Consider the following 15868-nt stretch of genomic DNA (forward strand, 5'->3'; position numbering starts at 1 on the left):
ATGGCAACAACGCTAGGTTATGACGATAGAGACGCCCTCTATGGCAGCCTGCGTGACCATTTCTTGCGGTTGGGGGATACACAGTTTTATGTTCCCCCGACTGCTATTAATGTTCAGCGGCGAATGAGACAAGAAAAAATTAATGTATTGCGCGGCAGGGGAAGCTTTGTAAAAGGAAGCGGATATTCCGATCAAGTCATTACGCTAACTTTATTCTTTCCGGATATTGTTAGTATCAATAACGAACTTCGTCCACTACTGGCACAGGTTCGAAAATGCCCCTTCCTGCCGATCGAGAATATCTTACTAAATAACACGTACAAGATTGATGCTGTTACTATTGCAAGTGTTAACGTACAATCCGTGGCTGGGTTCCCTCACTCATTAGAGGCGCAGATTACAATGTACGCCTTTAATCCATTCGCTTATATCATGGATGATTCAGAGCGAACGTTTGACGAAATGTTTAACTGGCCATTATTTCGTTGGCATTACCAACGCAATCTAAAGCCAGACCCAGCCAATCTTATCATCTATTACGAGCCGCTTCAGACTGACTTGAATAACGAGTATATTTTCAAAGTTGCTTCTGAAGAGGACCTTCAATTCATCCGTAAATGGAGAAAGAGTCGGAACAAGCTCATTCATGCTTATCAAGAAGACATGGATCAGTCCGGTTTCAGCGAAGGCGACTATGAATGGATCGATGGCGTCCCGATGCCTAAACGCACAAGCGAAGCTGTCAGCTATGACGAAGACGGCTTGCCTGTATGGGAGGGATCATTCAGGGACGAAAAAGATGAAGAGCTTTTTAGAGATATTATTGGTGAGATGTATCGAGGGGATCGGGAGAAAGACAAAGTCATTAGCGAGATGAACATCTTCATGGAGAACTGGGATATCCCTGGTTTAACTATGGAGCATGTGAGTGTAGGATATGAAAATGTCATTACGCCACTTCAGCTGCAGATGCACGAATCTCCAACGCATCAGTATCTAGGCTCTCAAGACACCCTCTTCGTTCTTCAGTTCTTTGCTGAAGATGACGAGGCTTTGGGCGCAATAACTTCACTTGTTCAGAGAACAAACTATCTGGCACGGGAATATCATCGTGAAGTGTCCAATGGATTCATTCAGTTCGATCACCAAATCGCCCGCTTATTCGGTGCACGATATATGATCATCGAAGACCTTCAAACCACTACAGTTGAAGGGCAACCAGGTGCTCACAGAATTACGCTGACAATGAGTTCGTACAATCGGGCACAGCGGCGTATTGCTGAAACTGAATGGCTGTCTAAAGGGGTAGATTGGCAGATCGGATGGGCCGACAGAGCTTGGTGGAATCTGGATGATAAGCCATGGCTGAGAGAAGATCCTTTCGGTGGATTCATGAGCTTGGATGTAAGAAAGAAAGCCGTCTATGACCAACAGGTTAAAGAGATGATGAAGGGTGTAGAAGTATATCCCGACCTTGAATTACCCACGTATGCTCAAGTAGCGGACGCGGGATTTGAGATCAGGAACCTGAATGACGGCATCTATGTAGATCCTGATTTCTTCCTCATCTATTCAGACCCTGTTGACTTTGGAGAGCAGGTAGGAAAGCTCTTTGATGAAGGGGAAATGACTGCCGAGGTAAGGGACTATATGGGCGGTAAAGGTGAAGTGAAAGGCAATGCGATTACGCCAGATGATAATACGGCAGCTGCAATCGAGCGGGAGAAGTTGCTAATCAAGAATGCAAGCGCCATGACAGCTGCTCCAGACTCTACCGATACGGCAAACATGTCAACAACCGATGTGGAGACAATCATCCGGAAGAAAGCCAAGGATCAAGGGCTTGATCAAAGACTTTGTGTAGCTCTGGCTAAATCATTCGATACGAAGCTCCGACAGTTCTACTATGTGGGCGAAGGGGCTAACAAAGACCTTGGCGGCATCACTGTAACAGCCACCAATACTCCAATCATGATGAATCAGGAAATGAAATATTTCAAGGATACGAATTACTTGCGTAATGCGAAGTATATCGGCGTCATGAGAGTGAGTCCTGTGATGGGCGAGCCGAACGGTCTAGCCAACAACATCGAATATAATGTGGAGCAAGGGATCGCTTCCCTTAAGTATTATTTGGAACGGGCTTCGGTTAAAGCGCCAAATGATAATGTTGCAGCAGCATTTGGTCTTACAGATAAAGCCAGAACTAAATGGGTGAATGCGTTGTGTTCCTATTTAGGCTATGCTCGTGAATACAACTTGCTGGCCAGCTCCAACAAGAAGATGCCGGCAAACGTAACAGCTCTCATTAAAAAGATCTTGAAGAATATTGAAGCCCTGCAGGTGAGCTCCACGATCGATGCAGATTACTCTAAGCTGCCAGTTGCAGATTATAAGTCCGTTAGCATGAATAGTGCAGAGCCAACCTTTAAGGAAAAGATTCTGGACGAAAGTGACTTTATGGATGATCAGACAACGCTCAGAGAGATGTATCACGATACGATTAAGTATGATCGCAGAGGCCGCTTGATACGTGCTTTTCCTACGTTTTTCCTAATGTTTATTGATGAAGGGCAATTCATGGGTGCCGTTAAGATGTCTGACCAATTCTTCGGGTACCGAGCAGTAACGGATATCACCTATACGAATAGTCGGAAGCTAGCTTCCAGTACACTCGTTATGGAGATGGCCAATGTATTCGGCAAGCTGACGGATGCGATTAAATCAACAGACTTGACGCATACCAGCACAGGTGACCTCATGCAGGCGCTATTCATTCCTGGTAATGCTGCTAGGGAAGCAGAGAGCAATCGGATCGGGATCGGGCGTACAGAAGACTTGATGGGGAACTCTCGATATTCGGATACCTCTTGGTATAAATCCATGTACCTACGCACAGGCGCCCGCATTCACTTCCGCATGGGATATGGAAGTAATCCAATGAATATGCCAACGATGATGAATGGCGTGGTTACACAGGTACAGAACGATGGGGATACCGTTACCATCGTGGCTCAGGATGACGGGATCGAGCTGACGAATAAGCTGAAGGCAAAACCAGACGAGCAGACCAGAGGGTTCATCTACAGTACGCAGGAACCGACAGAAATCATCGACTCCTTGCTTACGGACAACCAAGGCGCGCTAATGAACTTTTATGCGAATAGATTAAGTAACGCTGCCTATGCACAGCATTCCCTTGGCATCATGCACTTTGGGATGCCGGGAAAACCGATTAACTATTTCTGGCGGTGGGAACTGGCAAATCGTCCACAGAATGAGATCACCATGAATATCTACGAGACTACAGGGAAGTACAAGCAAGAGCAGAACGGCTTCTGGAGCAAGCTCGGAGATTTCTTTGGAATAGGCAATAGCGATGAGACAGGGATTAACATTAATCTATACGACAAAACCGTATGGGATGTCCTTAATATCACTGCGTCCGTTGGAGAAGACTTTATCGTAGCAGTACATCCATTTGATTTCCGGAATACCATCTTCCATGGTAAGCCATACTTCCCTGTTGGATATGAGTATTTGCTCGTTCCTTCAGAAGAGGGAATCAATGCTGCTGAGAGCGACTACGGATTTAATCCTTTCAAATTCAAATTGTCTGAGGATGAATCCGACTTTGAAGGAATCCAGATCCTTCGTAAGCCATTCCGCCAGGTTCATATATATGACAGCTGGACAAGTATCATTGATAACGGCATCACGGCTACGGATGAGAATATGTATACAGTGGCGCAAGGCGTCTACTACGATGAAGGCAAGATGGATACAACCGACTTCATTTATGTGGATACAAACATCTGGCCAGAGAAACAGCGCACGGTTCAGATCGACACTCAGCTCAACCTTCAAGGCGTTCGATTGATTGAGAATATTCCTCTGATCGGTCACTTCCTAAACAAGCCGTTCAAGTGGTACTTCGATGAGTACACGGCAATTCGTATTGCAGCAGCCGGCCTACGGGATATGGTCAAAGAAATGTATGACGGATATCTCACAGTGATGGGCGATCCATCTACCAAGCCTCATGATCAAATTTATCTATATGACACTTATACAGATATGAGTGGTCCGCTTGAAGTGAGAGAAGTCACCCACATCATGAACTTTGATGTCGGATACATCACGATGATCAAACCAGATGCGTGTGTAGTTAATTCGGATACGAAGATGACAAGACTATGGATTACAGCAGGATCAGCAGCCCTACAAGCATTCACACTTATCTTATTGAGAAACATGATGAGAAACCGGGGCTACCAAGGCACCATGCCAATCATGAATGCACTATGGGCGTCCACAAAGCGCCGGTATAATGCCATGATGGGCAAGTGGGATTCCAGTTGGATGAAGAGCAAAGCATCTTCCCTCTATAAAAAAGCAACGGATGTAATCAATAGCGGAAAGACGACAGAGTACAAAGGCGGATCAGGTCCGATCTACGAAGTTGATCCGATCACAGGCGAAGTCCGTGAATACCATCCAGTATCTTCTCAAATGAAAAAGAGATGGGAAAAAAGCGGACTATTAAAAGCATTAATGTCGAAAATCGAAGGCTTCACCTTTAAGGATGGTCAGAACCTCTTTGATAAGCTGGACGGCGCTTTGTCTAATCGACGGTTTCTGCGATATGATAGAGTTGACTTAAATAAAATTGCTAAGCTGAAGAATGTTGCGTCCGAAGCGATATTCTCTTCTGCCAAGTTCCTTGGTAAAGGAGCCAGGTGGGGGCGCAGGGGTATTCAGGGCATCCTCGGTATCGGTGCTGCGGCACTCGGTCCGGTTGGATGGATTGGATTCGCAGTCGAGTTTGCAATAACCGAAGTAATCACCAGAGGTATCTCTGAATGGGTCGAGCGCTTCTTGTTTACTCGGCAGGCAGTCATTATTGCGACTCTTCGAAAAGAAGGGGTTGAGTTCTCAGCCGGAATCAATGGACACCAAGGCTCAGTCATTGGAGACTCCCCGGATACATGGCAAAGGATTCTTACAGGCCCTGTAGGATCCGTCTTACTTGGATTCCTTGGTGCAGATGTAAGCCGCTATGGTGCAGTAGATGCTGGAAGCATGGATGATATGTATAACATGGCGCTCGATTCTGGATCAAGCAGTAATCAAATTGATATGAACATGTTCGCCAAAAACTTCTTCGAAGCTCATCGGAAGCCGGTCTTATTTAATCAAGAGATTGCTGATCAATACGAGATCGACAGGCAGGAAGCCAGTGCCGCTATGGAGGGACAGATTGCCGAGAACGATGAAGAAAATGAAAGAGGCGCATCTTATCCGGAGGAAGAATCCAGTCTACTGACGATGCAGGATTTGCAGAATGCCTTCGGCTCAGCTAGCAATGCGGACGGAACAAGTTTTGAAACACTAGATTTAAACAAGCCAAGCGGAATATCTGCTGAGGCAATTGATAAAGCTTTTGCTGGAAAAGGAAAACTAGCTGGACTCGGTAAAGTTTTCGTTGATCTGGAAAGCAGGATTCCCGCAGCTCCATCACCGCTTGCAGAAGTGATTGGTACCCCGAATGAAGGCGGGCGAGTAATCAATGCTCTCTACCTTGCGGCACACGCGGCATGGGAGACGGGCTGGGGTACATCACGAATATTTAGAGATAAGAACAATCTATTCGGTTACGGTGCTTATGACAGTAGTCCTTACGAGAGTGCATACACCTTTGCAAGTCCTGCCGATTGCGTAAATTATGCAGCCAATAAGATTAAAGATAATTATCTGACGCCTGGCGGTAAGTACTATAATGGTCCAACACTTGAGGGTATGAACATCAAATATGCTACGGACAAGAATTGGGCTAAAGGTATTGCAGGTGTCATGGCGAAGATCGCATCCTATGACCCGAACTTTCAAGCCCCTTCCGTTATGAATGGAGCACAGACTAAGGGAGAAAAGCCGGTCGTATACGGAAATGAAGGGAAAGCGAAGTATCGATTGAAATCATCTTCTGAAGCCGCAGCTGCTTGTATCAATATTAAGAAGCAACCGCTGACGTATATGAAACTAACCATGGTGACTTCCTCACCTTATATCCGTCAAGCCAGTTACGATCTTCTTGAAGCATTAGGGAAAGCATATAAGCAAAAGACCGGAGAGACGATCTGCATTACAAGTGCATTCCGCGAGGGAGATAAGAACTGGCACGGCACCGGATACGGCGTAGACATTGATACGCCAAATGCAGGATACATCGGTGGAAAGGTTCGATTTGCTAAAGGCAGCAAGGATAAAGAGAATCTAAGGATTCTTTGCGAGCTTGCCATTCAAGTCGGATTCGGTGGTGTCATTCATGGAGATGTGGATGTCATAGCCGAAATGAAATCGAAGTATCCAAACGTAACTATTCAGCAGCGGAACGATCATTACAACCATTTACATTTATCATATCCGCGTTCGAATTAAGGAGTGACAAGCGATGCCAATGGAACAGGGGAATGTCAGCCGAAGAATTAGCCAGCAGGGAACTGAAAGTGCTCTTGATAAGAGCACTTCGGGGCTGATCGGCTACGTAACAGAGTATTATCCGAATGCTTCAAGTATCTCAAAAGAGCTCAGACACACCGTTGATATTGATGTGCCTAACGGAAGTCGGACGATTAAATATTATGGAGTACCATGCTTCGTGTATTCTCAGGGGGTTATTGACAAAGGACTTGAAAAGAATGACAGAGTATGGGTTCAATTTATAAATGGCGATCGTAAGCAGCCGATTGTCACAGCTTACTATCGAGAACCAGGACAACTTGATCTCTTCTGGAACAATCTCAAGTTCCGTGTATCTGACTTCTTTGGTAGTTTGGGGGTGTAATGCATTGCAAAATTGGATGATAAAGTTAGAAGAGCTTATGATGAGTAGCGATCAGAACATTGATGAAATGGTTGAGCAGTCATCACATGCTAAAAATGCAGATGTAGGTATCATTAATGACACGTCCGGCGCCGGTATTCTGGCGCGGGACAGTGGTGTTTTAGAGGGTTTTTCGTATTACAATCTCGGGTTCAGGCTTGATCCTTCAACCATGACCTTCGGATTATATGCTCCCAAGATTCGGATGTTTACGGATGATTTTAAAGTGGTTAGCGGAGCGCAGGAATTTAATCCGATTAATGATGAATATGAAGAGATTCTGAACATGATAGGCGGGAATAATAATGGCCAAGTATAACGAGAAGGATATCTCTTTTTACGGAGAAGGTATAGATGGCGATCTTATAGCCGGTCAGCCTGATACAGACGGCTTAGTCGATCTGCTTATGACATCCGACTATGAATCTGCACGTCAGGACATTAGCAATCGCGCACGTACACAGACTGGAGATTGGCGTTCTCACCCGCAGATAGGCGGAGACCTAGAACTGCTGGAAGGAGAACCGAACACACGGGATACGGCGAATCAGGGCGTCTCACAGCTATTGCAGACATTAACTTATGACGGCAGATTTGCCGCAGGAGATGTCGAGGTTAGGGCGGTGCCGATTGATATCTACACTATCGACTTCTTTTGCTTCGTGGATGCTGGCGAAGATACGCCGATCGTTGTGAATCAAAGCACCAATCTGTAAGGAGGTGAAAAAGAAAAATGGCGTTAATTAAGCGTACTGCAAATGAAATTCTTTCAGATGCAATGACAATTCTATCAAGAAATACGCCGATAACGAACTACAAGCCGGGAGCTATTGCAAGATCCTTATTGGAGTCCATGAAGGATGAGTTTCCTAACCTGTACGACTTTGCAGAAGAAACGTTAAATATGGGCTTTCTCAGCAAAGCAGACGATGAGTATCTTGATCTGATCGGTGCATTATTCAGTTATCCTCGTCGAATGGTTGAGACGGTAAACAGTGATGGCTCAATAACCACAGCTCCACTTGATAAAGAGACGTACCGGTATGAGATATCTCAGCAAGTGCTTGTTGCAGCTTCGGGAAACTATGCGGCACTTCGCTTAATTATCCTGACAGTGCCGGGAGTGGCCGACTGCATCGGAAAAGAATACACACATGGCACAGGAAGCTTTAGCTTTACGATTATCCCGCAATATGGATTTAGCTTATCTCAGATCATGGCCGGTGTAGAGGATGCAATTGATAAGACAAAGTGTTTTGGCATTCGACCTAACATAGTTTTCCCTGCATCGGTTAACTTGGAGTTAAGGCTGCAAATTAGCTTTAGCGATCTAGCAACTACATCTGAACGAGAGCAAATTCGAATCAGTCTTAGAGGCGAATTGATTAAATACTTTGGCAATTTCGATCTAGGCCAAGGATTTGTTTATAACGATTTTGTTCAGCAGGTGATGGACATTGACAGAAAAGTGGCAGACTTCACAGTTCAGAAGTTTTACCTGAATGATGAACCTGCTTTGCTTACGAATCAAAGCATCCTAGAAGATGAGCTATTAACACCGATAGACATCGTAATAGAATAGGTTGTTTGGTTCGGTATAATGTACTAAACTAAACAGAAAGGTGGAATACACATGGCGATCCATCGCATTCGTGTAGAGCAGGTCCGGTCGCAAGATCCGGAACAGAGCAGCTTAGCTGAGCAGTTAAATGGGATTGGAAAACCATATTATGAGTTTGTTACGCCCCAATCAGGACAGAAAGATATTCCCGTAGGCAAGCCATATCAGCCTGGCGATGGAGAGTTGCTTGTCTTCCTCAATGGTCAAAAGGCAGTCCCTACTGTTGACCCTGTACTATTCAATGGTGACTACGTTGAATTTGATCAAAAAAAGATACGATTCCTAGAGCCACTTGTAGACGGTGATATTGTCGAGCTTCGCATGGCAGGCAAAGGGCAGGGTGTTGCATATGTAGTCGATCATTTCCATGCCTATCGTGAGAAACCAATCGGCGTCATAGATGGAGTGAACAAGATATTTTTCTTGAGCCGAACGCCAAGAGGCAATACAGAGCTGGTGTTTTTAAACGGCATACTGCGTGACCGCGGGGAAGAAGAGGATTATGTGATCGAAGGAAACAAGATCACTATGGTAGAGGCGCCGCCGATAAATGCCAAAATTCTTGTGAACTACGACTTACTATATGTGAACGCATAAGGAGGGAATAAGCAATGGCAACTACTAAAATATTACGAGAAGACCTGGCGTTTGAGATTCGACAGCTTCTGGTGGATATTGAGAACTCTCGTTTCGGTAAAGAAACCCTTGCGGCAAAGATTGAAGAACTTGGATTGGATATTACAGTCGAGAGATTGGATGATTCCTACCAAGCTTTAATTCAAGCCCTGGTCGATGATAAAGAGTCTACCGGAAAGAACGTCATAGAGCGTATCGAAGATTTAACTGCAGGTGCAGCTGACGTTCAAGACCTAAAGACAAAGATTAATATGCTTGGTGAATACGGTAATTTCAATGAGGTATTCAGTTATGATACAAGCGGTAACGTAAATAAGCATACCGTCACAGGCGATGTAGCTTTCACGATTGATTATGTCTATACGGATGCTGCTAACGGCATCTTGAATTATTCGGAGAAAAAGTATACGGATCCGGAAGGCAAGAACGTGACGATCAAGAAGATTTACACTTATGATTCTGCCACTGGAAACATCACAGGCATTTCAACAACTACCACAATCGTATAAAGGCGGTGGACATCAATGGATATTATTTCACTTGGTAAAGCAACTCAAGCAATGAATCAGATTAAAGAGCTAAGTGAGAGCATTGTTGCGCCGCAAGCTGAAAGCCATTTCCCAACCGTCGATGCACGGTTGGATTGGCTGGAAGCACAAGCGGCAAAAGCTAAGGGTGTTAATTCAAAAAGCATAATCTTATCCGAGGGAACTTTTGATAAGACCGAATATATTGCAGGCGCTATTCGATTAAAAAAGGCTGGCGAGATAATTGGGGATGACTATAAGCCAGGATGGCAAGTAGTTACCTCTGTTCAATTTGCTAACGGGCTTACTCTAACTTTTGATGCAGGAGCAGGGAATCAAAAAAGAATAGAAAAAATGTGGGTAAATGGAAGTCAGCATAGCTGGAGTCAATGGAGGTTTACCTTGGTATCCTTTAATTTATATGGTTCGAATGACAATGTGAATTTCGACCTTCTTTATTCCGGTGTGCAAAATTCATTGACGAGCAAGGAACATTTTTTCGTAAATGAAAATTACTACCGTTATTATAAGATGGCGGATATGGTTGGATATAATGGCGGCGGCGATGTTGCAGTAAAAGGTGTAAACATGTATGAAAGAGCTTTTCAGAACACCTATGTAACAGAAGGAAGCTGGGAGTCCGGAATCTCAGATCTTGGAGAAGGATGGCTTTCTACTTTAGAAGCCATAAGGCAGGTTGTCGGCATACAAGGATTAATTGCAACACCACCAATGACAGCAATATCTAATGAAGTTGGGACAATTATTGCAAGCTCATCTTACTTTGGAAATGCTGCACTCATTGAGGCATTTGACCAGGTTGAAAGTGCAATGGGATGGCAAGGAGCAGGCACAACAAATCAATGGCTTGGATTCAGATTCACAAAGCCGATTGTTATTAATGAATATCGAATGGTTACAACCCGAAACGACCAAATGCATCGTGCTCCAAAAAGTTGGCGTTTTGAAGCTAGCAACGATGGAACGAATTGGATAGTGCTTGATGAACAAGAAAATCAAACAGGTTGGGCATATCTTGTCTCCAGAGACTTTAAGGTAGATAATTCTACAGCATATACTCATTACCGGGTGTACTGTTTTAACAACAACGGCGGAAGTTCCTATACTAACATCGGAGAATTAAAGCTCATTGAAGGTAAAGGTGAAGTTGATATTCAAGTTGCAGGCTCTGAAGACGGGATAAACTTCGATTCATATCAGCCAATTACAACGATGCCTCAAACTAAGTTTGTAAAATTTAAAGCCAGCATCTCTGCTGGAGCAGCGCAAGGAGAAACTACCTCTTTTGACTTCAACCAGTCTAGCGATCAAAACAAATTCACCCTCAATGATCAAACAATTGCTGATGGAAAGTTGCAACTAAAAACCTCTTATTCAGAAACTATGAATCAAGAATCCGTCACAGAAGGTGGAGCTATCTATTCTGCAATAATAGATAAGACGGCATTTAAGTCTATAGAGAAAGTGAGTGTGAAGTGATATGGCAGCGCCAGCAACAACAGGTCTGTTGAGAACAAAAGTGGCCGAAATGGAAATAGGGGATTATATTAAGTGCGGATTACAAGTGAACCCCAGTAGAATATTTAATCACTTAGGGAAAATTGACGAATTAAATGACGGTGCCGGGATTAATAAAGAGATGCCTTTGACTGGATTAACTTACTCATCAAATGGTGTCGATGCTCATATAGGATATTTTTATTTTATCAAAGTCTCCAAGGGGCTCCTTATTGCGGATAGGATTTGCTTAACAGGCCAAACCGGAAGCTGGAATGATCTGAATAAAACAAAGCATATAGAAGGGGTTCCATGGAATAGTGGAAATAATATCCCTGTGATGACCAGTAATACTGTGCCTAGTGGATTGGCAAGTGCCAGCAGTGAATGGGTTGGACAACCCGCGTTTAAAGCCTTTGATGGCAATATTTCGAATGCAGGCAATGCTTGGGTGACTAATTCAACAATAGGCGGATGGTTACAATATGATTTTCCAGAGCCTAGGGTTATTACAGGATACGCAGTATGTCCTCAAATTTCAAATCTATTAAGAAGCCCTAAAGACTGGACATTTGAAGCATGGGATGAAACTGAGTCAAGATGGGTTATTCTCGATCAACGAATTGGCATTATTGGGTGGGCGAGCAATGCATTCATGAATTTCTCATTTGCAAATAAAAAGGTTTATTCCAAATATCGAATTAATGTGTCTGCTAATAGTGGAGATGCTACATATCTCTCTATTCAAGAGATGCAGCTATTCGAAGTCTCAGGAGTAATTAGAACACTTACAGGTGGAGTTGCCTTCGCGGATTCTGAAGGAAATAAAGCTTTAACTGAACAGAATCCACCACAGGGAGCTTGGCCGACCAATAATGAATGGGATCGCTATATCACAAAATATCCAGAGAGCCGAATACAAGAAGGTAAAACGTTAAATGACATATTTCATTTTGCTGAATGTATGACATGGACACAAGACACCGGTTCTGACGGAATAAGCTCAGGATCAGCAGCTAGGAGAGTTATAAGAGGCGGATCTAATGGGGTCGCTTTCTATAACACTTATAGTTCTGATAATGCCAACATTCAAGTTGGATTCCGTCCAGTGCTTGAATATAAGGAGGTGTAATATATGGCAACAATAGGACAAACATTAACTGCTCCAGAAACAGGATGGAAACGTATTGACAATACAGATAGTAAATTTGTTTTGTCTGGAAGTTGGGGAAGCTCAACTAATGAAGGTCATTACGGTGGATCCGGGCTATATAATGGATCAGCTAATGCGAATGCGAAGGTATCCTTCAGATTTTATGGGACTAAAATAAGATGGATTGGCTACAATTCGAACACAGAAGATTATCATGAATCAGTAAAAATCACTATAGATGGTATATCTGAAACATTTAGCTCCGTAGGGGGTAGCACTTTATTTCAGGCATTACAGTATGAAAAGAATGGGCTTCCTTTAGGCTTCCATACCGTTGAGGTTAGTGCGGACTCTATTGCTAAGTACTTCTATTTTGATGCTATTGATATTGATGAAGGTGGATATTTAACGGTATTGATTGGTGGCCAATTAACCAGCCCGGAAGCTGGATGGAAGCGTATAGAGAACAATGATCCGCTTATTCAATATGCTGCCAATAGAGTATCAAGTGATATTAACTATAATGCAGGTACAATAAAATTTAGGTTTTCAGGCTCGAAGCTCAGACTTTTATATAATTATAATGTTTTCGATGTCTTAGATATTGATGGAGTAGAATATGAACTGCTTCCGGCTGCTAATGAGTCAAATAAAGTAGTATTTGAAATACTTGATCTCACCGACTCAAATCATGTAGCAACAATTACAACCCACACAGGGAGTGATTGGTACTCACAGTTTAATGCGTTTGATATTGATGGAGATGGCAGCATACTTCCTTTAATAGGAGGAGCGCTAACTGCACCGCAGGATGGATGGAAGAGATATGATGATCAGTATCCAGGTTTTAAATATAAAGGGAGCTGGACTGCAAATAGCGCAGGAGATACAGGAGCATACAAAGGTGTAACCAGAGTCTGCAATAACGCATCTGTAGACACAGATGTAATATCATTTCGTTTTACGGGCGATCGCATTCGCATTATTGCTAAAACAAACACAAAACATTCAAATAATGTGATAGTTCGAATAGATGGTGTCGAAGAGGTTTTCTCTATTAGAGATACACTAATGCAACAAAGACTAGCCTACGAGAAAACTCTCTCTGACAGTAATGAGCATGTAGTTGAGATTACAGGGACGGGCTTAATCGTCTTTGATGCTGTTGATATTAAAGCTGATGGCCGCCTTCTACATCCAGATGAAGCAACCGATGTTGCTAATCTTGAAGTAGGCAAGCGCATAAGATGTAATTACGTTGTAACGACCAGCGGGACGGTGGGAGCGTTTAGTAATCTCGGGAAAGAGACAGGCGATTTCCTAGCGCCATCTGGCCCATCTGTGCCAAATGGAGACTTCTATTTCATTATGGTTGAAGATTGGAATGGCAAGAAGATTCTTATTGCAGACCGAAATATTCAAACTAATATTACATGGAATGAATTAAATAGCTCGGGCGTTGCCTCTGGAAGCGGTGTTAAGGCGCTTGTCTCTGATAATGGCAGCGAAGGCACAGTGCGTTTAATGACTGGGGGTAATAGTTCTGCCAATAAAGATAACCAATGGGATATATATATCGTCAACTCTTCATTAAACGGGGCAATTACAGCCGGAGATAATAATGTTTGGAATTATGGTGTTTATGGTTCATGGACTTCTACAACTCACAACAACAGTGCGACCTACCGAACATTGAGAGGAGGCGGCACTGTAACTGCAATGGGCGCATCAGCTACGTCTAGTGCTGCACCGGGATTTAGACCAGTCTTAGAAATCGAGCCGCCACCTATCATTCAAAAGTTCCTTATACAAGATGGAGAAGAGATTAAAAGGCTTGTATTTGCCGAGAATCAATCTTCTGTAAATTTAGCAGGGAGCCAATATGTAGAGGCTCCTCTTTCCAATAGTCTGAATATTGGTGGAGACTTTACGCTGCAAGCGTGGGTTAAATTAAATGCCAGCGGTATTTCAGGGAGTGTTATCTCTAAATGGGGAGCAGCAGGCTTAGGGAATGCTTCCTATCTGTTAACAATTACCGAAGGTAAAGTTCAAGGCGCCACTCATAACGGATTCAGAACTTCATCGGTAGCTGGTGCGACATTGCTTCCCGTCAACACTTGGGTCAATATTGCTGTGGTCTTACAAGGAACTGCCCTGTCTGTTTATGTTAATGGGGTTATCGACGGAGTTCAGAATAATGTTGTTCTTCCGCAGGCTGCTTCTAATTACAAACTAAATCTAGGTCGTGAATCCAGCGGATTAAACCTCTTTAATGGATTTATTGATGAGGTTAGTATTTGGACAAGAGCGCTTTCTCCTGATGAGATAAAGAGAAATAGTGAAGTTCTCTTAACTGGAAAAGAAGTAGGATTGGCAGCTTACTGGGACTTTGAAGAAGGAGAAGGAATGACTATTGCTGATAAATCAGATAACCATAATGATGGACATCTAACATCATCCTCAGTTTGGGTTGCAGATGCTTCGCCAGTAAAGGGAGATAAGTTCTGGAAAGTAGTCGGGGCGACTCCTGCTGCAAAAGATTATTTTGACTTAGATGGAATGGATGATTTAGAAATCATTAAGAATGAGGACATTTTATCTTTAACTTCTTCCACTCCTAAAGTTTTAGTCTGGACGGATTATACAGAAGTCAATCCAGTTTTAAACACAGTGGCTTTGCCTAAAGAGAAAATAATAATGCCAGTAGGCGATATTGAAATCCCTGAAGAAGGCATTAATTCTATTAACCTGAATGCTACTGGAATTAAGGCTATTGCAAGTATTGATCAAGGGCAGACTTGGAAGGCATGGGATGGATCGAGTTGGATTACGGTCACGCCTGATGCTCCAGGAGTTAAGACAAGCGGAATGACACCAGAAATATTCAACAGCCTTAACAGTGATCAGTGGAGTATGCTGATTCAATCCTCAGATACAATCCGTTTCGCTTATTATCTTGAAATGGAATCCCTGCAGGATGAAGTATACGCAGATGAGATTAGCTTTACTGCTAATGCTGTCACAACTGTAACGCCTTACATTGAGTCGATAAAAGTGACTTATGATGAACTTACAATCAAAGGGCGCCTTGAGGATCTGGAGCGAATCAACACGATTAATATGGCAAAGCTCAATTTTAAGAGTAATGCTTTACTTGTCTCAGAAAAATACAGTCTATATGACCTGGTGATCGATACATTCGAGACAAATGGTGGAATAGACGCATCGCTGACCACGGCAAACTATGATACAATCAACAAGAGATATAATGGCTCAGGTGTGATTGTAACGCCATACGAAGAAGTTAATTCATATCGGAAACAGCTATTGATTGTGGCTGACGCAACATCTGATGTGCAAGTCGCTTATTCTATGAATGACGGCGGCACATGGAAAACTGGGGCGCTGAATACCCTGATTGACATTTCAAATGACACAGGCAACAAGCTGAAAATAAAAGTAACATTGCCGGCTGCCGGTTCGAATATTACGGCACTGGCTTACTCTTGGGCGTAGGGGCTTTCCCTACT

General features: G+C 43.4%; 10 protein-coding genes. All 10 read left to right on the top strand.

Translation table 11 applies throughout. The features are described from left to right. Genes TCA2_RS18555 through TCA2_RS26315 form a run of 10 tightly spaced genes read left to right on the top strand, consistent with a single transcriptional unit; the run spans position 1 to position 15854 of the window. Complete coding sequence (locus tag TCA2_RS18555) at positions 1-6438, top strand: N-acetylglucosaminidase (protein WP_047913102.1); 6438 nt, start codon at positions 1-3, stop codon at positions 6436-6438. A 13-nt stretch (positions 6439-6451) separates the two neighbouring features. Continuing rightward, positions 6452-6844 carry a hypothetical protein gene (locus TCA2_RS18560; RefSeq protein ID WP_047913103.1) on the top strand — a complete coding sequence of 131 codons (393 nt, stop codon included), beginning with the start codon at positions 6452-6454 and terminating at the stop codon, positions 6842-6844. 4 nt (positions 6845-6848) lie between these two features. Next, positions 6849-7202: a hypothetical protein gene (locus TCA2_RS18565; RefSeq protein ID WP_047913104.1), complete on the top strand. Its 354-nt coding sequence runs from the start codon at positions 6849-6851 to the stop codon at positions 7200-7202. Further along, entirely contained in the window at positions 7189-7599 is a 411-nt protein-coding gene (locus TCA2_RS18570) for a hypothetical protein (protein ID WP_047913105.1), read from the top strand. Before TCA2_RS18565 ends, TCA2_RS18570 begins: the two co-directional genes overlap by 14 nt. A 17-nt stretch (positions 7600-7616) precedes the next feature. Then, positions 7617-8465 (top strand): hypothetical protein, encoded by an 849-nt coding sequence (locus tag TCA2_RS18575; protein WP_047913106.1) that lies wholly within the window; start codon positions 7617-7619, stop codon positions 8463-8465. A 51-nt stretch (positions 8466-8516) separates the two neighbouring features. Next, the gene (locus TCA2_RS18580) at positions 8517-9101 is read left to right on the top strand and encodes a hypothetical protein (protein ID WP_047913107.1); all 585 of its coding nucleotides are present in this window, start codon (positions 8517-8519) and stop codon (positions 9099-9101) included. Between the two features lie 14 nt (positions 9102-9115). Beyond that, complete coding sequence (locus tag TCA2_RS18585; protein WP_047913108.1) at positions 9116-9649, top strand: hypothetical protein; 534 nt, start codon at positions 9116-9118, stop codon at positions 9647-9649. Positions 9650-9664: 15 nt separating this feature from the next. Beyond that, positions 9665-11167: a discoidin domain-containing protein gene (locus TCA2_RS26305; protein WP_052512190.1), complete on the top strand. Its 1503-nt coding sequence runs from the start codon at positions 9665-9667 to the stop codon at positions 11165-11167. 1 nt (position 11168) lies between these two features. Then, positions 11169-12317, top strand: a complete 1149-nt coding sequence (locus tag TCA2_RS26310) for a discoidin domain-containing protein (RefSeq protein WP_052512192.1) — start codon at positions 11169-11171, stop codon at positions 12315-12317. Positions 12318-12320: 3 nt separating this feature from the next. After that, the gene (locus TCA2_RS26315; protein WP_052512194.1) at positions 12321-15854 is read left to right on the top strand and encodes a LamG-like jellyroll fold domain-containing protein; all 3534 of its coding nucleotides are present in this window, start codon (positions 12321-12323) and stop codon (positions 15852-15854) included. Positions 15855-15868: the final 14 nt, after the last annotated feature.

Origin of the sequence: Paenibacillus sp. TCA20 (genome assembly GCF_000732325.1) — a bacterium.
Taxonomy (GTDB): Bacteria; Bacillota; Bacilli; order Paenibacillales; family Paenibacillaceae; genus Paenibacillus; species Paenibacillus urinalis.

Coding starts and splice junctions, on each gene's coding strand:
- TCA2_RS18555 (WP_047913102.1), top strand. CDS start 1: ATGGCAACAACGCTAGGTTATGACGATAGAGACGCCCTCTATGGCAGC.
- TCA2_RS18560 (WP_047913103.1), top strand. CDS start 6,452: ATGCCAATGGAACAGGGGAATGTCAGCCGAAGAATTAGCCAGCAGGGA.
- TCA2_RS18570 (WP_047913105.1), top strand. CDS start 7,189: ATGGCCAAGTATAACGAGAAGGATATCTCTTTTTACGGAGAAGGTATA.
- TCA2_RS18575 (WP_047913106.1), top strand. CDS start 7,617: ATGGCGTTAATTAAGCGTACTGCAAATGAAATTCTTTCAGATGCAATG.
- TCA2_RS18580 (WP_047913107.1), top strand. CDS start 8,517: ATGGCGATCCATCGCATTCGTGTAGAGCAGGTCCGGTCGCAAGATCCG.
- TCA2_RS18585 (WP_047913108.1), top strand. CDS start 9,116: ATGGCAACTACTAAAATATTACGAGAAGACCTGGCGTTTGAGATTCGA.
- TCA2_RS26305 (WP_052512190.1), top strand. CDS start 9,665: ATGGATATTATTTCACTTGGTAAAGCAACTCAAGCAATGAATCAGATT.
- TCA2_RS26310 (WP_052512192.1), top strand. CDS start 11,169: ATGGCAGCGCCAGCAACAACAGGTCTGTTGAGAACAAAAGTGGCCGAA.
- TCA2_RS26315 (WP_052512194.1), top strand. CDS start 12,321: ATGGCAACAATAGGACAAACATTAACTGCTCCAGAAACAGGATGGAAA.